The sequence below is a fragment of the Acinetobacter sp. KH_038 genome (genome assembly GCF_057839405.1).
The window spans coordinates 2,280,552-2,298,949 of the sequence record NZ_CM174489.1; the positions used below are offsets into that span (position 1 = coordinate 2,280,552).

The following is an 18,398-nucleotide window of genomic DNA, read 5'->3' on the forward strand; positions in this document are numbered from 1 at the left end:
TTCAGCCCTTTATTTTTTATGAAAAATTATAAGACAATTTGGTTTCTCTTAATATTTTCTACAATTATAGTTTACTCTGTACATAGATTTTTTATGCCAGGAATCTTTGATTTCTTCGGTTTCAGTTATGAAAAAAATATTCCTTTTACACCTGTTTTTTGGCTTTTAATTTTTATTACGTTGTTAACTTTAATATTCCCATTATTTGCAAATTATTTAAATAATGCACAACAAAATAACTCTAATGAACATTCGATACCTAAAAGACTTCAATATTTAGAAAATGATTTTGAAAATTTTAAAAATCATAATCTTGAATCAATGCTAAAGATCTCTGATGAAGAAAAGTCTCTAATATTAAGTAAATTGAACGATCAGTTAGAATCAAATATTACTAATGAATACTTAATAAAATTAGAAGAAAGATTAAAAATTAAAGAAATCTATACTTTAACACAGCCCTCTCTTGATCGAATTAGACAGGAAATATCCAGCCTAGCTAGACGTGGGACTGTTAACTTATTCATTGGAATCACCCTAAGTATATTAGGAGTTTTTTATCTAATTGCGACAATCCCTAATATTACTTTATACACAGACTATCCAAATCTAATTTCTTACTTTTTACCAAGAGTTTTAATCGTAATTTTTATTGAGTTCTTTTCATTTTTCTTTTTAAATCTTTATAAAAAGAGTTTAGACGAAATAAAGTATTTTCAAAATGAAATGACGAATCTAGAAGGTAAATATTTAGCATTGCACTTAGCAAAGCAATCTGGAAACTTCAAGTTATTGTCCAATGCGCTAGACACGCTACTTAAAACTGAAAGAAATTTCATTCTTAAAAAAGATGAAACAACTATCGAATTAGAAAAAAATCGTATTGAAGCCCAAAATTCAAATAATACTATTCAATCGCTAAAAGATATTATTAATTTTAAAAGATAACCCTCACCCCAGCCCTCTCCCATAGGGAGAGGGAGCCACCTTTATAAATTCTATTGCTGCTTGATACTCAATGGGAATTCCCTCTCCTTCCAGGAGAGGGTTAGGGAGAGGTGCATTTGATTTTAGATACCCTCTTTCCCCCGCCTTCTCCCAAAGGGAGAAGGAGCTTACATTATTGATTTAATTTCAGCTCAATACACACATTCCACAAATCCTCCAATACCACATCCGTCTGCCCCAACACATCATGATTCCAATACCGCACCACAGTTAAACCCAAGACCTCTAAAAATTTGGTTCGTTCAACATCATATTCTTGTCCCTCATCCATTCCATGTTGACTGCCATCCAACTCAATCACCAAACCAATTTCATAGCAGTAAAAATCCACAATATACGGTTTGATCACATGCTGACGACGAAATTTAAGATTCATAAATCGCTTAGCACGTAGAAGCTGCCACATTAAATGTTCTGCATCGGTGGCAGTGTGGCGCATGGATTTGGCGAATTCTAATAATTGGGGATCGAGCTTCTTATTCATTTGAGATTTATTTTTTATTTTTAAATAATTATATCAGATTATCCTCACCCCCTTGCGAAGCAGTGCTTCTCATCCCACAGGGAGAGGGAGTAACCTTTATGAATTCTATTGCTGCTTGATACTCAATGGAAATTCCCTCTCCTTTCAGGAGAGGGTTAGGGAGAGGTGCTTTTAAATTTCTTTCATTATAAATTCTTCCCTCACCCTAGCCCTCTCCCATAGGGAGAGGGAACTTTCATTGTGACTTTAATTTATTGTTATTTAATTCCAATATTGAAATTCTAGCTTAAATTTATTCTGTAATGGATTTCCCCTTTCCTACAAGGAGAGGGAATTTTCATTATTAAGTTTAGAGTTATTATGCGAATAAAAAGTTAAAGCATCCCATGCCTCAAAAACATCTCTAAGCCACTCACCTTCTTGATATATTTTAACCGTTCTTTTTCTAGTTTAATCTGCTGTTTTACAGTGGCAGTATCTTCATCAATCTGCTTATACAGGTCAGTAATCTGCAGCTTACCTTTCGACTTTTTCACCGCAACTCTGGTTTTATCCGACCACACCAAAGTCTCAATTAATGTATCAATTTGACCTTGTAATGTCTGACTCTGCGCATCTAACGCCAGTTGATAAAACTTCAGTTGCTCAGCATTCAAACCTTTTTGTGAAGGATCCCGGTCTTGCTCGACCTGAAGCTGCATTTTCAATAAAGTGAATAAATCCTGCTTTTCATAAGCCGCATTGGCATGTTGCAACAACTCTGTCTTTTTTATTTTTTTTATATCGTTCGATTCACGGTCAGGATGGATGATGGCAGCAATTTTTAAATAGACCGTTTTCAATGACTGCTCTGCCAGTTTTGTAGCCTGCGCCTGTTTTTCCTGCTGACGTTTTAGTCTGGCTTGCTCACGTGCCTGTTGAAAATGTTCAGCATTCCATTCTTCAGAATCATCTGTATCAGTCGGATCTAAACCATTTTGGTCTTCAAAGAATCGTTCTAGTTCATTTGTTTTGTTTTGGCATTTTCTAAATTGGGCATGTTCATTCAGCTGCTGATAGTAATTATAAATTTCATTGACTTTAATGGCTTGTTGCACCGACATTGCCTGTGAATCTTTTAAGTAAGCGGCAAGGGATTGAATTTTTTCATCCAGTACCACGATCTCGGCCTTGGAAAATTCTGCCTCATGCAGATGCTGCCATAACTGTTCAAGCTGCGCGAACAAAACACCATGCAATTCATGATAGACCGGTATGAAAGTTTGCTGTGTATATTGTCGAATCTCTTGTTCAGCCTGCTGCCACTGTGCAAGCTCCAGCTTCTGCTGTTCAATTTTATCAATCAGGCGATCCAGCTTTTTCTGCTGTGGCGAAAGCGCTGTGAATGGCTGAATCATGGTTTTTAAATTGAAAGACATGATATTCAAGATAAGCAGGACAGAGTGCTCAGTTTAACGGTTTTATCAGCCAGATGTATGTCAGTTATCGACACAAATATACACCCTATACCAATAAATTTTGTTTAATATCAATAAATATGGAAATCGCTTCAATCATCACTGGGCTGAAAGGAGATTCAGATGGCGACTCAGGCAGATTTAATCTTTAATCAGGAACTGGCTGCGTGGGTACAAGCGCTGGGATCTGTGTTTGCGATTTTTGTCGCCATTAGTGTGCCCTTATATTTAAATCATCTGGCGCAAAATCGCGATAACGCCTTACAAGACATGCAAAAACAAAAATTCTTTGTCACGATGCTGCCAACGCTGTATCGTATTCGGCGCTATAGTGCTGACTTTATTAAACAAATGCAGTCACATCAACAAAGTACCCAAAATATCCTGCATACCTTGGAAACTGAATACCTGGAACTGATTCCGGTCTTTTCTAAAGAACTGCATATATTTGTACACAGTCAAATTTATGACCCAAACCTGAATCAATTGGCATTTGAGCTGTTTCATTCCGAAGAGATTCTGCAACAACATTTATTACAGCCTGAAAACCGGAAGCAGCTCAAGCATCAGGCTTTACTGACTCAACATAGCCAACATATTCATGATGTCAGCCGTCAGCTGATTAAACAGATTGAAGAGAGCCATCACCTACAATCTTAGATTGCCTGCTTAAAGCAGCATTATGTAGGTGAATGACTCAAATAAAATGATTATTCCACAATCACACGACCATTTAATGGCTGTACCGGACGGTTATTCGGATGTCCCATCAATTTGGAGAATTCAGCGATCTGTTTGGCCGAAGCCTGCTGGATCTCTTTTAGAATCAGCCAGCGCACACCTTCTGAGCAAGGTGGTGTGGTCAAAGAACCACTAAAGCGATAATAATCCAGATTTTTAGGCAACAACTGATTGACTGGTTGTGGTGTCTTTAGCACAACTTTTTCACCCTGCTTTTTCGGCAGACGGTTCCACATGCGTTTTAGCATCTGGCTGTCCTGCCCCTGCTCGAACATCATGCCAACCACTGCCAGCTCGCCCTTAGCATTGGCATGTACAAAATGGATTTCTAAAGGATAGCTTTTACCTTTAATCAGGTTTTCACTCGGACTATGCAAATGGAACTGTTTCAGCTCAAAACGCTCACCATCCAGTTCCAGTTCTCCCCCTTCGGCAAAATCTACCTGAATGGTATGACCTTTATTTTCAATGGCATGAATCATGGTGTTATAGCTAAATTTAAGCGGTTCCAGTTGCGCTTTTACTGTCCGTTCAATATTAATTGGCGACTGATACACACCATCACAGGCAGCATATTTCTGACTTAAATTTGACCATTTTTCAGGCTGTGTATAGCCCCAATTGGTATCTGCATAGCCTGTTGTACTCAAACCAAGCACCGTTAAAAATGTGAATACTTTTTTCACAATATTGTCCCTCTTAGAACCGTTATCAAGAATTTTTCATTTAGAAAACAATTTTTTAGCTTTATCACTTACTATTTTTCAGGGCACAAACTACAGATTTTTACTCAATTTGGGTGATTCATTTACAATTTTCCAAACACTCAAGCTGACAATAAGCCGCTTAATCAAAATTTATTAATTATATTTCAATGAGATAATTATTCTAATCAATCAAAAAGAATACTTTAAAAATGTGATTTCACTCACAATCAGAATGGTGAATATTTATGCAATATTTACATGAAACTTCTATCTTATTTTCGATAATCCCGGGAATAAAATAATGATTAAGATCGTTTTATTTTTTAATAATCTATCGCCTATTCATAAACTTACACAAACACAGCAGTAAATAAACCGGCTGGATTGCTAGACTCGGTGCAACCCATAAAATAGGAGCCGCCGAATGGATTGGGCCTCAATCTTTATTCAGGATACAACTTGGGCATTTGCATCAGAGATTTTGCTGCGTTGTATGTTGATGTACATCATGATTATCCTGTTTTTACGCCTGACAGGAAAACGTGGTGTGCGGCAACTTTCGATCTTTGAAGTTGCGATCATTCTGTCCTTGGGCTCAATTGCCGGCGATCCGATGTTTACTGAAGATATTCCCCTGATTCAGGCAGTTCTGGTCATGTCGGTGATTATCTTGATGTATCGCCTAACCACCTGGCTGATGATGAAATATCAATGGTTTGAAGACCTACTGGAAGGCAAACCAATTTATATCGTGGAAAATGGTGTACTGGTCATCGAAGAGATTAAAAAAGGCAAAATGTCACATGATGAATTCTTTGCCGAAATGCGCCAGCAAGGTGTTGAACATCTCGGTCAGGTACGTACCGGATTACTGGAAACCGATGGTAAATTCAGTGTGTTATATTTTAGCGATGATCAGGTGAAATACGGCCTGCCGCTATTTCCTAAAACCTGCTCGATCGTCGAACAGGTGGACGCAGAGCGTTTATATGCCTGTATTTACTGTGGTCAGGTTCAAAACCTGGTCAAAGCGACACAACAATGTCCTCGCTGCGACTCCTCGCAATGGGCTGAAGCGATGAACTGTACCCGTATCACTTAAATTAAACCTGATTCAGGCGTTGTAAATGTGTGAAAATTTCAGGTAACTGCTGAGTTTTATATTGAATTTCTTCGGCATCAGGATGAAAACCCTGCATCCACAAGGCATGCATACCGGCACTCTTGGCTCCCTGTACATCATTCACCGGATGATCACCAAGATATAAACAATGTTCAGGCAGGACATCCAGGCGCGCTGCTGTAATCTGGAAAATTTCCGGTTGGGGTTTGCTAAAGCCGACTAATCCCGAACTGATGATTTCATCAAAATAACCGGCAATCCCCAAACCCCGAATGGTATTTAAACGGGTGTCGTGTCCACCATTGGAAACAATCGCCAGTTGATAGCCTTGGGATTTCAACTGTTCTAGTACCTGTTTGGCATCCGGCATTTCTACAGCGCAACGACCAAACTGGCTGAACCAGAACTGGGCCAGCTCTTCTATACTGGGAGGATTTAACCAGGATAGCTCCTGTAATAAGGCATAAGCCGCCGAAGCTCCGATACTGCCATGCGTCAACAATTCCTTTTTCGGATAACCACCATTATCGATGCGTCTTACAATTTCGATAATTTTTTCTGGTTCGACCTGTGCCAGAGCCGGAGCATAATACTCTGCCAGAGAGCGGCTATAAGCTTGTGCGGTGAGATCACGATGGGTCAAGGTATTATCAAGGTCAAATAAAACAGCTTGAATAGTCATAGTTTTAAAAAGGAATGCTAAGGTTTATAGTCATGTTATCAGCCTGACACTTTAAGCATCAGAACTAAAATTGCTAAGTTTTGTAGTTTCAAGTATAAAAAAGCGGTGCCGAAGCACCGCTTTTAGCACGTTCTAAAATTAGAACTTGTATTCTAAGCCTGTACCAATCCCTAGGCGTCATTAAAAAAATCCTGTCCTAAAGTATTGATGTAAAAAATCCCACCAAATGATGGGATTTTTTTTAGCTTCACATCATCAATTAAAAGCTATATTTGCTCATTAAACCAATACGGTTATCTTTGAATTTCTCATTTTTAAAGTTCTCACGCTCACCATTGACATACTCAACACCAAACTCAAGTGGTTTAACCGGTGAATACACCAAGTTTACCCAAGCTTGTTGTACCTCTTTGTTTGCAACATCATTGAATTTTGCATAATCTGAGTCTTTATCAGCAAACAATGCACCATAACCAACTGAGGTTTTTAAGTTAGGTAAAATGCTATACGTTAAGCCCGTTTGTACCGCCCAAATTTCATTTTGCTCAATATTACGGTCATTTTCATCATCTACAAATGCATCATTGGCATTGGTACCATACAGAATACCGTTTACACCTTTGGTATAGCTGACATCTAGCGTCGCTTTTAAAGGATCAAGCACTTGATAGGTTGTACCTGCAGCTAGACCCCAACCTGCTTTACGCTTGTTAATGTTTTCATCTTTATAAACTTCAACTAAAGCACGTGCAGACGCATTACCTTTTTTGTCATCAAAGTTGTGTGCCAATTTAGCAGTCAATGTTGGTACGCTTGATTTGATCTCTGCAGCACTTGAGTTTGGTTTTTCTGCAGCCAGGAACAATTGCGTTGCCGGTGTCAAATCAAAACCATAACGAACCATTGGTAGACGGGTAGTACCCCCACCGACGTTGGTGCTGAAGTCAATCATAAACGGTGCATGATTTGACAAGAAGGTAGATTGTGTTTGACCAATCAACCAATTTTCATAGGTTAAATATGCTTGACGTACACGGAATGAATCGTTAGTACCTGCAAAATCACTTTCAAGTTTACCGCCAATTTCTGCACCTTCAACATTGGTTTTAAAATCTAAACCTATTCGTGTTGTTTTTGCTGTTGCAACGAACTTGTCATTCGTTTGACCATTGGTTTTTGCAACATCAGAGAAGTCACCTGCTGAACCTTCAATGATATAGTTCGCATCACCACGAACGAAACCATATAGCTTCACTTCAGTATCCGATTTTGTACTTAGGGCTTTCGGTGCAACTGCTGATTGTTGTGGGGTTGCTTTGACTTGTTCTATTTGCACTGCTTGAGTTTGCTGAACTTGTTGCTGCTGTAATACTAATGTTTTTAGTGCTTCAATTTCTTGGCGCAGCTGCTTAATTTCTTTTTGCTCTTGTGTTTCAGCATGTGCAACAGTCCCCAGCATCAATGTTGCTACTGCCACTGCTAATCCTTTAGCTAAAAACTTTCTTGTTAAAACTTGACTCATTACATTCTCCATAGTGAACAAATCTTCACTGGCATTGAAAGTTCGGTGATTTCAACTGAAACCTATACCGTGTGGAATATCTATAATTATGAAATAGCTTGGTTGTGATCTCGAAAGATAACTCACCCAATATAGGTCGAGTTAAAAGCTCAGGCGTCATGTCACGTATTTGACTGCACTTACATTTTTAACCCTAGCTACACAACAAGCCACTTGAAAACATCAAGAATTTAACAACTTTCGAATCAGTTTGAAATCATTTTTATCTCATACTTTTATCTATAATATGTATTAACCATACTTTTAAAACAAATTGCTTCTTTTTCAGCCAGCTTTCATTCATATTTCATAATGACTGCGATTGTTGATCTATTTTTCCCCAAAATAGGATAGGCAATAAAAGCACTATGCTGATACAGACAATATAGGTTAAATATTTTGCATAGCCTAAATAATCCCCCACTACCCCACTCAACATATACAAGCCACCACTTACCGTCGCCATAATTGAAACTTGAAAGGTAAAATCAGTCCCCGCCAGATGCTTACGGCTGTATTGCATGATGAGAGTCAGCATGACTACCAACAGCATCGCTGAAACCAGATCTTCTGCTGCATTAATGATATAGATCAGCCAGTTTTCGACCTTAAGCTGGGCTTCATATTGTGCTGCCAGCCAGGTATAAGCAATTAAAGTCAGTATTTTGAACACCGAAAAAGACATTAAACAATAACGGCGTGAAAAGAACTTCAGGCAATAGCCTGCCAGACCTGCTCCGATCAGGGCAGCACCTGCACCCAGCATGGTCACGTACACACCAATCTGAGTAAAGCTCAGACCCAGATCGACCATTAAAGGCTTCAGCAAAGGGCCAGATAGCCCATCTGCGACTTTAAATGTCAGCAAGACCAGCAACCAGCAGCGCAGGCTTGGATACGTATAAAAATACCGAAAATAGGCTTTGATTGTGAATCGAGTGGCAGCAGTAATTTGCTCAGACGCGACCGAGTGATGCTGTGGCTCTTTAAATTTTAAAACAGGCAGTGTATTTAGAAAAACCAGTGCAGCCAAAAGTAGAAAAGTGCTTTGCCATTGCAACAGGTCTAAAAAAAGTAAAATGGCACCACCACCGACAATAAACCCTAAACGTGATCCAATCACCTGAAAGGTATTGCCCCAATGCTGCTGTTCATTTTTCAGAATATTGACGGCCAGTGCATCGGTAGCAATATCCTGTGTCGCCCCTACGCCATTCATAAACAGTAATGCCATAAAAAAGGCCAACAGATAGACCGGCTGATCCAGAGCCTGAATGGGTAAAAAGGACAAGGCAATCAGTACCGCGACAGAAAGCAATTGCAGCGGAATAATCCAGCTTCGATAATGTCCGATAGAACCAGAACCGAAGCGGTCGACCAATGGCGCCCAAAACACCTTGATTGACCAGGGGAGCATAAGCAACCCAAAGCCACCGATCTGGGCCAGGGAAACCCCCTCCGCCCGTAAAATCACTGGCAAAGCATGGGTCATAAATCCGACCGGTAGCCCCTGTGCCCAATACAGGGAAAATAACAAAATGTAGCTATTCCGCATATTCGGCATGCTGGGTCCTTAATCGGCAAAACAGTCAGAAATCATTCAACAAACTGGACATTTTGCCAATGAAAAACATCAAGTAAAAGCCTAATATCATTAAAAATAAAGAAAAATATGTTTCAGGAAGAGACTTTTATCATGACTACAAAGCACTTTCCAGTACTGCCACCCTTGGTTCCCGGTCGGGGCAGTCGACTCAGCCGTTATTTTTTTAAACGGATTTTTTTAGCCCAAGGCTGGCAGCTCGAAGGCGAATTTCCTGATTTACCCAAAGCCGTTGCAATTATTTCTCCGCATACCTCCAATATTGATGCCTGGCATGGTTTTGTTGCGCTCTTAGCTATCGGGTTAAAGGTCACTATTTTTGGTAAAGACAGTCTGTTCCACACACCGTTAAAGCCATTACTCGAATGGATCGGGGTGATTCCGGTGGTTCGGGACAGCCCACAAGGTCATACCCAGCAGATCGTGGAAATCATCCAGCAAAAATCCCAGATCTGGGTCGGTATGGCACCTGAAGGTTCACGTAAAGCGCCAGAGAAAATCCGCAGTGGCTTTTATCATATTGCCAAGCAGGCTGGCTTGCCCATTGTGATGCTGGCGTTTGATTATGATATCAAGACCATTCATATTCTGGGAGTCTATCAACCTACAGGCAATTATGAACATGATTTGGCTCAGATTTATGCCCATTATCAAGGCAAGATCTCGGCAAAAAATCCGCAGTGGATTGCCAGACCGTTACAAAAGCTGTTGAAAAAAGACTAGGCAAAATCCTGTTTTTTTGCTCTGATAGCTTATATTTTGATGATTTAGTGATCATTTTCTACAATGAAATTAGCTTCTTATGCTCTGATTGGCTGTCTTGGCCTCAGTCTGGCTGCCTGTGACAAAGCCAGTAAAACCACACCGACTCCTACCCCGCTTCAAGCTCGCGAACCTGTAATTGCAATTGCGCTGGGGGGTGGCGGTGCCAAAGGCTTTGCCCATATTGGCGTGATTAAGGTGCTGGAATCGCACGGCATTAAACCGAAAATTGTTACAGGCACCAGTGCCGGCAGTTTTGTCGGCAGTCTGTATGCCAGTGGCAAATCACCTTATCAGTTACAGCAAATTGCCTTGAACTTTAAGGAGTCGGACATTCGTGATTTAACCTTGAACCGGCAAGGAATTATTGCCGGACAAAAGTTACAGGATTTCGTCAATAAAAATGTGGCAAATAAACCGATTGAACAGTTCCCAATCCGGTTTGCTGCGGTGGCGACCGGTCTGGACACTGGACGCAAGGCAGATTTTATTAAAGGCAATGCCGGACAGGCGGTGCGCGCATCATGCAGTATTCCCAATGTATTTGTTCCGGCCACGATTGGTGGTCTGAAATATGTCGATGGTGGGCTGGTCAGTCCGATTCCGGTGAAAACTGCCAGGGATATGGGTGCCGATCTGGTGATTGCGGTGGATATTTCTGCACGTCCTGACAGCAACAAAGCTGTGAATATGTGGGGCCTGCTGGATCAGACCATTAATATTATGGGCCAGCAAAGTATTAATGAAGAACTGAAGCAGGCCAATGTCGTGATTCAGCCCAAAGTGGGGCATATCGGTACTCTGGATTTAAAGGCCAGTAATGAAACCATCCTCGAAGGTGAAAAAGCCACGCAATTGAAAATTCGTGCCATCCAGAAAATGATTACTGATTTCAAGCAGTCTCCTGCCGCATTTAAACCGGCACCTGCTGCGAAATTTTAAGGTACGAATTTTTTATATTCATCTGAACCTGCATCTGTTACATTGGGCTTAATCACATAATGATGATTAATTAAACACTTAGCGATATAGGTCACGATATGGAATTTGTTATTGAACCTTGGCACTGGTTTGTATTAGGCTTTTTGCTGATTCTTTCGGAATTGCTTCTACCCGCTTTTGCTGCCCTGTGGTTTGGTATCGGCGCCATTTTAGTGGGCATTTTATACTGGATGTTCCCGACGATGGGACTGACCACCCAGATCCTGACCTGGATTGCTCTATCCGTCCTTTGTACGCTGGCATGGTTTAAATTTATCAAGCCACTTTCGATTGATAAAACCAAAGCTGGCCTGTCTCGTGAAGCGACTATTGGCCAGATTGGCATGGTGATTCAGACCAATCTGGAACATGAACAAATCCGGGTACGTTTCCCGATGCCGGTTTTAGGCTCGGATGAATGGGAATGTCGTACTCTGGATCAGGTTCAGGTCGGTGACCGTGTTCGCGTCGTGGATATTCTGGGGAATGATCTGGTCGTACAGCCCCACAGCACTCATTATCAGAATGAAAAAGGTGAATAAGTTATGTCTGCTGGTTCTATAATTGTTATTGCGTTTTTAGCCTTTGTGGCGATTACTATTTTTAAAGGCGTGCGTATTGTTCCACAAGGTTATAAATGGATTGTACAGCGTCTGGGTAAATACCATACCACACTGAATCCGGGTCTGAATTTCGTGATTCCCTATATTGATGAGGTGGCCTATAAAGTCACCACCAAAGATATTGTGCTGGATATTCCTTCACAGGAAGTGATTACCCGCGATAATGCCGTATTGCTCATGAATGCCGTGGCCTATATCAACCTGACCACGCCTGAAAAAGCCGTATACGGGATTGAAAACTATTCCTGGGCGATTCAGAATCTGGTACAAACCTCATTGCGTTCAATTGTCGGTGAAATGGATCTGGATGATGCCCTGTCATCACGTGATCATATTAAGGCACGTTTAAAATCCAGTATTTCAGATGATATCTCGGACTGGGGTATCACGCTTAAAACTGTTGAAATTCAGGATATTAAACCGTCTAATACCATGCAAACCGCAATGGAAGAACAGGCTGCTGCTGAGCGTCAACGTCGTGCCACCGTGACCAAAGCCGATGGTGAAAAACAGGCTGCCATTCTGGAAGCAGATGGTCGTCTGGAAGCATCGCGCCGTGATGCAGAAGCACAAGTCGTTCTGGCTGAATCTTCACAACGTGCGATTGATATGGTGACGTCGGCAATTGGCAATAATGAAATTCCGGTTGCCTATTTACTCGGTGAACAATATATCAAAGCCATGCAAGATATGGCCAAATCGCCAAATGCCAAAACAGTGGTCCTGCCTGCAGACGTGCTGAACACCATTCGTGGCGTGATGGGCCGTCCACCTCAATAAAAATCTTCAGGTTTAAAATCAATAGGCAGCGGATACGCTGCCTATTTTTCGTTTAAATACGAAAATCTCAGCAAAGATCTGGAATTTATGCTTAAATTTCGCGTTATTTTTTGAAATCCTTTGGGCTTGATGCCAGATCTGTGCTTCTTCACAGCATTTATCATCGACATGAGTCCTTATTCGATTACTGTCCAACTCGAAAATGGATACCGTATGAGCTCCCTAAATCCAACTTTAATTACCTTTCTTTTTTATATTGTCGCCATGGTAGTGATCGGCCTGATGGCTTACCGTGCGACCAGCAACTTTTCCGATTACATCTTAGGGGGCCGTCGTTTAGGGAGTTTTGTCACTGCACTTTCTGCAGGGGCTTCCGATATGAGTGGCTGGCTCCTGATGGGCCTACCCGGTGCAATTTATCTTTCCGGTCTGTCGGAAATGTGGATTGCAATTGGCCTGATCATTGGTGCCTGGCTCAACTGGTTACTGGTCGCTGGCCGTCTGCGGGTACATACCGAAGTTCAGCACAATGCCCTGACCCTGCCAGATTATTTTTCTAACCGCTTTAATGACCAGAAAAAAATCCTCCGTATTGTTTCGGCTTTTGTGATTCTGATTTTCTTTGCGATTTACTGCGCTTCAGGCATGGTGGCCGGTGCGCGCCTGTTCGAAAGCATGTTTGGCATGTCCTATACGACGGCGCTCTGGATCAGTGCCATTGCCACCATCAGCTATGTATTTATTGGTGGTTTCCTCGCGGTCAGCTGGACTGACACGATTCAGGCTGGACTGATGATCTTTGCGCTGTTACTCACGCCAATTGTGACCCTGCTGACCTTCTCTGACATGTCTCAAGTCACCTTGGCGCTTGAAGCGGCACGTCCACAGGCCATGAGTCTGGTCAGTGACTTAAGTACGGTGGCCATCCTGTCTCTTATGGCTTGGGGCCTGGGTTATTTTGGTCAGCCACATATTCTGGTGCGCTTTATGGCAGCAGATTCAGTCAAGTCAATTCCAAATGCACGCCGTATCGGCATGACCTGGATGATTCTCTGCCTCGGTGGTGCGGTGGCTGCCGGCTTCTTTGGTATTGCCTATTTCCAGCAACATCCGGAACTGGCCAGTGTAGTGAATGCCAATCCTGAAACCGTGTTTATGGAATTGACCAAAATTCTGTTCAATCCATGGATTGCCGGTGTTGTACTGGCTGCAATTTTGGCTGCTGTGATGAGTACCTTAAGCTGCCAGCTTCTGGTCTGTTCAAGTACCTTGACAGAAGATTTCTATAAATCTTTCCTGCGCAAAAATGCTTCGCAAAAAGAACTGGTTTGGGTCGGCCGCTTTATGGTGCTGCTGATTGCCCTGCTAGCGATCTGGATGGCCGGTAATCCTGAATCGAAAGTACTGGGTCTGGTCGCGTATGCATGGGCCGGTTTTGGTGCTGCATTTGGACCATTGATCATTCTGTCTTTATTCTGGAAACGCATGACTTTAAATGGTGCCTTGGCAGGGATGATTATTGGTGCAGTGATGGTGATTTTATGGAAGAACCTGTTCGCTGCAACAGGCGTCTATGAAATTATCCCTGGCTTTATCTGTTCATTCATTGCCATCATTGTGGTGAGCTTGATGGGCAAAGCACCAACGGCTGAAATTACCGATCGTTTTGAACAGGCTGAACGTCTGTATAACGAAAGTAAATAAAGATTAGCAATCAAAAAAAGCGGACTCAAATGTCCGCTTTTTTTAAGACCTGAATGCTCACTTCACATAAAATAATGCGTGGATTCAGGCTATTTTAACTTTTACGCTGAAGCAGAAACTGGGTGATAGATATCAATTCTTCTGCCTGATCATCAAAATGAGCAAGCGCAGCTAAGGCCTGATCATGCAGTTGCTGTGCATAAGCTTTGGCCTGCTCCAGACCCATCAAGGCCGGATAAGTCGATTTCTCTACCTGCTCATCCTTGCCGGCGGTTTTGCCCAAAACCTCGGTATCAGAAATAATATCTAAAATATCGTCCTGTACCTGAAAAGCCAGACCAATTGCCTGTCCAAACTCACGCAGTTTTGGAATCGCCAAATCAGTCCCTTCAAAGATGGTCACCGCCGCCATCATGATCGCGGCACTAATCAAGGCCCCTGTTTTATTACGGTGAATGGTTTCCAGTGAATCCTGATCAATTTTCTTGCCTTCTGACTGCAGGTCTAAAACCTGGCCATTGACCATTTTTGAAGAGGCTGTGGCCAGAATCTGCATCTGCTTTAACACAATAGCAGCATCTACCGCAGGACCTTGATCAAACAGACGACTGCCTAAAATTTCAAAGGCCATGGATTGCAGGATATCTCCTGCCAGCAGCGCAGTATCTTCACCATAAGCCACATGACAGGTCGGCTGACCACGGCGCAGCAAATCATTGTCCATACATGGCAGATCATCATGTGCCAGTGAATAGCAGTGAATAAACTCAATTGCTACCGCAGCACGACGTACTGCAGCGCTATTCTGATTCGGTTTTAGTGCAGCTGTGGCATAACATAAGGCCGGACGAACTCGTTTCCCGCCTAACATCACGGCATGATGTACCGCTGACTTTAAGGGTTCAGGAATGGCAAAGGCATCTAGGGCGGTCCGTAAATCTTGTTGAATACGATGTTGTGCTTGAGTCAATGCATGGATTGATACGTCAGTAATAGATGACACATTTGCCTCGAATACATAGTCCGGAAGGATAAAAATAACAAGTTTGAGCCACTTGTCCTGATTAGCGCTATTGTACCTGCAATCGTCTTGAATTTTCAGCTTTAAATCTATGCATTGATCCAAAGCAGCAACAGATTTCGAAATGTATATACCCACAAAAAACCACTGCTGTCACAGTGATTTTACTTAGGCTAAAAAATAGAGCGGCTGAACGGCTTAGAGCAGAACATCTTCAGGAACGCGTACCCAGCCTTCCATCAATACTCGTGCACTTCGGCTCATGATGGCCTTTTTCACTTTCCATTCACCTGCTGCTTCGACCACCTGCGCCCCCACAGTCAAAGTGCCGGAAGGATGGCCAAAGCGTATAGATTCACGTGCACCCCCATGGACTGCCAGACTAACCAGAGTTCCCGGAATGGCGGCGGCTGCACCTATAGAGACTGCAACCGTGCCCATCATGGCATGATGTAACTTGCCCATCGACAATGCCCGCACCAGAATATCCGTATCCGTGGCATGAATCTGCTTGTTTCCCGACGATACATAGGCTTTCGGTGCCGAAATAAATGCGATTTTTGGCGTATGCTGACGCTGTGCTGCTTGCTGAATATCGGAAATCAGTCCCATTTTCAATGCACCATAGGCACGAATGCTTTCGAACCTGGTCAAAGCGTCAGGATCACTATTAATCTCTTCCTGTAATTCGGTGCCCTGATAACCCAATTCTTCTGCACGAAGGAAAATGGTTGGAATCCCGGCATTGATCAAGGTTGCTTGAAAGCTGCCATAATTGGGCACCACCAGTTCATCGACCAGGTGACCTGTGGGGAACATAGATCTGCCATCTGTATCATCGGTCGGATCGAGGAACTCAATTTTAATTTCGGCACTCGGAAAGGTGACCCCATCCAGTTCAAAATCACCCAGCTCTTGTACTTGGCCATTTTGAATGGGTACATGGGCAATAATGGTTTTTTGCATATTGACCTGCCAGATACGTACCGTGCAGATACCCTGTGCTGGAATACGCGAAGCATCAACCAGACCATGACTAATCGCAAATGAGCCCACGGCAGCAGTTAAATTACCGCAATTGCCACTCCAGTCGACAAAGGCCCGATCGATCGCGACTTGTCCGAACAAATAATCGACATCATGATCTGGCTGTTCACTTTTAGACAAAATGACAGTTTTACTGGTACTGGAACTGGCACCGCCCATTCCATCGATCTGTTTGCCATAAGGGTCTGGACTGCCAATCACGCGCAGCAGAAGCTGGTCACGAATCCGGCCGGCCTGTTGGGCTGCCAGAGGCAGGTCATCCAGCTTAAAAAATACGCCTTTGCTGGTTCCGCCGCGCATATAAGTTGCAGGAATCTTGATTTGGGCAGTAAAACTCATAAATTATTTTATCCTTGGGCTTGTCTTTGTTTTGGCAAAAATTATTGAATACTTATCGCAAAAGTATAATCGGTTTAATATCCACTAAGTTCAGTGTCACGACCTAAGTATAAAAAAACAGCATTCGTATTCAACTAAAAAAATAGAAAACTTATCAGTTACAATTTCAATAAAATTAATATATTGATTCATTTATCTTTTATTTATTTTATTTTTATAATTTTTTTTTATAAATCTGATAATAATATTTCATTCAAGGCCTTGGTCTAGGCTTCTTAACTTTGTTCCATTACAATCTTTATACTTATTTTTTCCATTGTCGGGCTGAACACTTTGAATAACGAGTCTTCACAACTTCAGCGTGGCTTAAAGAACCGTCATATTCAGTTGATCGCCATGGGCGGTGCAATTGGCACAGGCTTATTCTTAGGTTCCGCACAGGTGATCCAATCTGCGGGTCCTTCTATTATTTTGGGCTATGCCATTGGTGGCTTGATTGCATTTTTAATCATGCGTCAATTGGGTGAGATGATTGTTCATGAACCGGTCGCAGGTTCATTCAGCCATTTTGCTTATAAATACTGGGGCAAATTCCCCGGTTTCCTTGCAGGTTGGAACTACTGGATTTTATATATCCTGGTGGCCATGACCGAACTCACCGCTGTTGCGAAATATATCAACTACTGGTGGCCGCATATTCCAGCCTGGGCCTCGGTACTGTTTTTCTTTATCGTGATTACGCTGGTCAATCTCGGCAATGTGAAATTCTACGGTGAATCGGAATTCTGGCTCTCGATCATTAAAGTGACTGCGGTCATCTCGATGATTGTGTTCGGTCTATATCTGATTTTAACCGCAGATGCTTCATCAACTGCATCGTTCAGTAATTTATGGACTGCGGGTGGCTTCTTCCCGAATGGCTTTGAAGGCCTGTTCTTCATGCTGGCCTTCCTGATGTTTGCCTTCGGTGGTATTGAACTGATCGGCATGGCTGCGGCAGAAGCTGAAAATCCAGAAAAAACCATTCCGAAAGCGATTAATCAGGTGGTGTTCCGTATCCTGATTTTCTATGTCGGTGCATTGACGATTCTGTTATCGCTGGTGCCTTGGAATCAACTGGAACTCGGCGGTCTGGATAAAAGTCCGTTTGTGATGATTTTCAGTCAATTGGGTATTGGCTGGGCAGCACACTTACTGAACTTTATTATCTTAACAGCTGCATTGTCTGTCTATAACAGCGGGATGTATGCCAATAGCCGCATGCTGTATGGTTTAGCACAGCAAGGAAATGCCCCGAAAGTCTTCATGAAAGTGAATAAGCAAGGTACGCCAATTCCTGCTGTATTGTTCTCTGCCGTGCTGATTTTCGGCTGTGTACTGCTAAACTACTTCGTGCCTGAAGATGCTCTCAGTCACTTGATCTACATCGTTGTAGGTGCATTGGTCTTGAACTGGGCTATGATCACCCTAACTCATCTGAAGTTTATTCAGAGCATGAAAAAGCTCGGACAGAAAACATCGTTCCCTGCTCTGTGGTCACCTGCAAGCAACATCTTGGTACTAGGCTTTATTGCAACTATTCTTTATATCATGTGGACACAAGGTTTCCAGGAATCAGTCTATATGATTCCAGTTTGGATTGTGATTATGTTGGGTCTGTTTAAGTTGCTTAAACCGAAAAATAGCTAATCCGGTTATTTAAAATCAATTTCTAAAAAGTTATTGCTTCGGCAATAACTTTTTTTTTGCTTTATTTTGCAGTACATTAACCGTTC

At 42.2% G+C, this 18,398-nt stretch carries 17 protein-coding genes; 9 read left to right on the forward strand and 8 right to left on the reverse strand.

Features of this window, described 5'->3' with window-relative positions; translation table 11 throughout:
- Positions 1-93: 93 nt before the first annotated feature.
- Positions 94-948 (forward strand): hypothetical protein, encoded by an 855-nt coding sequence (locus AC3IT7_RS10760; RefSeq protein WP_489248465.1) that lies wholly within the window; start codon positions 94-96, stop codon positions 946-948.
- A gap of 172 nt (positions 949-1,120) precedes the next feature.
- On the opposite strand, the gene AC3IT7_RS10765 is transcribed toward AC3IT7_RS10760, so the two are convergent.
- On the reverse strand, positions 1,121-1,492 hold the full coding sequence (locus AC3IT7_RS10765; RefSeq protein ID WP_489248466.1) for an endonuclease domain-containing protein: 372 nt from the start codon (positions 1,490-1,492) through the stop codon (positions 1,121-1,123).
- A gap of 374 nt (positions 1,493-1,866) precedes the next feature.
- Complete coding sequence (locus tag AC3IT7_RS10770) at positions 1,867-2,910, reverse strand: molecular chaperone DnaJ (RefSeq protein ID WP_489248467.1); 1,044 nt, start codon at positions 2,908-2,910, stop codon at positions 1,867-1,869.
- Between the two features lie 162 nt (positions 2,911-3,072).
- On the opposite strand from AC3IT7_RS10770, the gene AC3IT7_RS10775 reads away from it, so the two are divergent.
- Positions 3,073-3,609, forward strand: a complete 537-nt coding sequence (locus tag AC3IT7_RS10775; RefSeq protein WP_489248468.1) for a hypothetical protein — start codon at positions 3,073-3,075, stop codon at positions 3,607-3,609.
- A 50-nt stretch (positions 3,610-3,659) separates the two neighbouring features.
- On the opposite strand, the gene AC3IT7_RS10780 is transcribed toward AC3IT7_RS10775, so the two are convergent.
- Entirely contained in the window at positions 3,660-4,376 is a 717-nt protein-coding gene (locus AC3IT7_RS10780) for a carbonic anhydrase (RefSeq protein ID WP_489248469.1), read from the reverse strand.
- A gap of 445 nt (positions 4,377-4,821) precedes the next feature.
- On the opposite strand from AC3IT7_RS10780, the gene AC3IT7_RS10785 reads away from it, so the two are divergent.
- Positions 4,822-5,499: a DUF421 domain-containing protein gene (locus AC3IT7_RS10785; protein ID WP_489248470.1), complete on the forward strand. Its 678-nt coding sequence runs from the start codon at positions 4,822-4,824 to the stop codon at positions 5,497-5,499.
- Position 5,500: 1 nt separating this feature from the next.
- Here the strand turns inward: AC3IT7_RS10785 and AC3IT7_RS10790 are convergent, their stop codons facing one another.
- From AC3IT7_RS10790 to AC3IT7_RS10800, 3 genes are all read right to left on the reverse strand, one after another.
- A complete protein-coding gene (locus tag AC3IT7_RS10790) occupies positions 5,501-6,202 on the reverse strand; it encodes an HAD family hydrolase (RefSeq protein WP_489248471.1) in 702 nt (233 codons plus the stop codon).
- Between the two features lie 259 nt (positions 6,203-6,461).
- Positions 6,462-7,724 (reverse strand): DcaP family trimeric outer membrane transporter, encoded by a 1,263-nt coding sequence (locus tag AC3IT7_RS10795; RefSeq protein ID WP_489248472.1) that lies wholly within the window; start codon positions 7,722-7,724, stop codon positions 6,462-6,464.
- Between the two features lie 346 nt (positions 7,725-8,070).
- Positions 8,071-9,327 carry an MFS transporter gene (locus tag AC3IT7_RS10800; RefSeq protein ID WP_489248473.1) on the reverse strand — a complete coding sequence of 419 codons (1,257 nt, stop codon included), beginning with the start codon at positions 9,325-9,327 and terminating at the stop codon, positions 8,071-8,073.
- Positions 9,328-9,459: 132 nt separating this feature from the next.
- On the opposite strand from AC3IT7_RS10800, the gene AC3IT7_RS10805 reads away from it, so the two are divergent.
- The 5 genes from AC3IT7_RS10805 (at position 9,460) to putP (ending at position 14,216) form a co-directional block, all read left to right on the forward strand.
- Positions 9,460-10,089 carry a 1-acyl-sn-glycerol-3-phosphate acyltransferase gene (locus tag AC3IT7_RS10805; protein ID WP_489248474.1) on the forward strand — a complete coding sequence of 210 codons (630 nt, stop codon included), beginning with the start codon at positions 9,460-9,462 and terminating at the stop codon, positions 10,087-10,089.
- A gap of 63 nt (positions 10,090-10,152) precedes the next feature.
- Positions 10,153-11,070 (forward strand): patatin-like phospholipase family protein, encoded by a 918-nt coding sequence (locus tag AC3IT7_RS10810; protein ID WP_489248475.1) that lies wholly within the window; start codon positions 10,153-10,155, stop codon positions 11,068-11,070.
- Between the two features lie 98 nt (positions 11,071-11,168).
- The gene (locus tag AC3IT7_RS10815) at positions 11,169-11,651 is read left to right on the forward strand and encodes an NfeD family protein (protein ID WP_489248476.1); all 483 of its coding nucleotides are present in this window, start codon (positions 11,169-11,171) and stop codon (positions 11,649-11,651) included.
- Between the two features lie 3 nt (positions 11,652-11,654).
- Positions 11,655-12,512: an SPFH domain-containing protein gene (locus AC3IT7_RS10820; RefSeq protein WP_475655065.1), complete on the forward strand. Its 858-nt coding sequence runs from the start codon at positions 11,655-11,657 to the stop codon at positions 12,510-12,512.
- A gap of 213 nt (positions 12,513-12,725) precedes the next feature.
- Positions 12,726-14,216: a sodium/proline symporter PutP gene (putP, locus tag AC3IT7_RS10825; protein WP_489248477.1), complete on the forward strand. Its 1,491-nt coding sequence runs from the start codon at positions 12,726-12,728 to the stop codon at positions 14,214-14,216.
- 94 nt (positions 14,217-14,310) lie between these two features.
- Here the strand turns inward: putP and AC3IT7_RS10830 are convergent, their stop codons facing one another.
- Together AC3IT7_RS10830 and prpF are read right to left on the reverse strand one after the other, a co-directional pair.
- Positions 14,311-15,219, reverse strand: coding sequence for a polyprenyl synthetase family protein (locus AC3IT7_RS10830; protein WP_489248478.1), 909 nt, complete (start codon positions 15,217-15,219; stop codon positions 14,311-14,313).
- A gap of 216 nt (positions 15,220-15,435) precedes the next feature.
- Positions 15,436-16,623, reverse strand: coding sequence for a 2-methylaconitate cis-trans isomerase PrpF (gene prpF / locus AC3IT7_RS10835; RefSeq protein WP_489248479.1), 1,188 nt, complete (start codon positions 16,621-16,623; stop codon positions 15,436-15,438).
- Positions 16,624-16,956: 333 nt separating this feature from the next.
- On the opposite strand from prpF, the gene AC3IT7_RS10840 reads away from it, so the two are divergent.
- Positions 16,957-18,312 carry an amino acid permease gene (locus AC3IT7_RS10840; protein ID WP_489248480.1) on the forward strand — a complete coding sequence of 452 codons (1,356 nt, stop codon included), beginning with the start codon at positions 16,957-16,959 and terminating at the stop codon, positions 18,310-18,312.
- Positions 18,313-18,398: the final 86 nt, after the last annotated feature.

Excerpts from the sequence above, each read along its gene's own strand:
- prpF (WP_489248479.1), bottom strand. The coding sequence starts at position 16,623 with ATGAGTTTTACTGCCCAAATCAAGATTCCTGCAACTTATATGCGCGGC.
- AC3IT7_RS10805 (WP_489248474.1), top strand. The coding sequence starts at position 9,460 with ATGACTACAAAGCACTTTCCAGTACTGCCACCCTTGGTTCCCGGTCGG.
- AC3IT7_RS10820 (WP_475655065.1), top strand. The coding sequence starts at position 11,655 with ATGTCTGCTGGTTCTATAATTGTTATTGCGTTTTTAGCCTTTGTGGCG.
- AC3IT7_RS10770 (WP_489248467.1), bottom strand. The coding sequence starts at position 2,910 with ATGTCTTTCAATTTAAAAACCATGATTCAGCCATTCACAGCGCTTTCG.
- AC3IT7_RS10800 (WP_489248473.1), bottom strand. The coding sequence starts at position 9,327 with ATGCCGAATATGCGGAATAGCTACATTTTGTTATTTTCCCTGTATTGG.
- AC3IT7_RS10785 (WP_489248470.1), top strand. The coding sequence starts at position 4,822 with ATGGATTGGGCCTCAATCTTTATTCAGGATACAACTTGGGCATTTGCA.
- AC3IT7_RS10760 (WP_489248465.1), top strand. The coding sequence starts at position 94 with ATGCCAGGAATCTTTGATTTCTTCGGTTTCAGTTATGAAAAAAATATT.
- AC3IT7_RS10795 (WP_489248472.1), bottom strand. The coding sequence starts at position 7,724 with ATGAGTCAAGTTTTAACAAGAAAGTTTTTAGCTAAAGGATTAGCAGTG.
- AC3IT7_RS10790 (WP_489248471.1), bottom strand. The coding sequence starts at position 6,202 with ATGACTATTCAAGCTGTTTTATTTGACCTTGATAATACCTTGACCCAT.
- AC3IT7_RS10775 (WP_489248468.1), top strand. The coding sequence starts at position 3,073 with ATGGCGACTCAGGCAGATTTAATCTTTAATCAGGAACTGGCTGCGTGG.
- AC3IT7_RS10815 (WP_489248476.1), top strand. The coding sequence starts at position 11,169 with ATGGAATTTGTTATTGAACCTTGGCACTGGTTTGTATTAGGCTTTTTG.
- AC3IT7_RS10765 (WP_489248466.1), bottom strand. The coding sequence starts at position 1,492 with ATGAATAAGAAGCTCGATCCCCAATTATTAGAATTCGCCAAATCCATG.
- putP (WP_489248477.1), top strand. The coding sequence starts at position 12,726 with ATGAGCTCCCTAAATCCAACTTTAATTACCTTTCTTTTTTATATTGTC.
- AC3IT7_RS10810 (WP_489248475.1), top strand. The coding sequence starts at position 10,153 with ATGAAATTAGCTTCTTATGCTCTGATTGGCTGTCTTGGCCTCAGTCTG.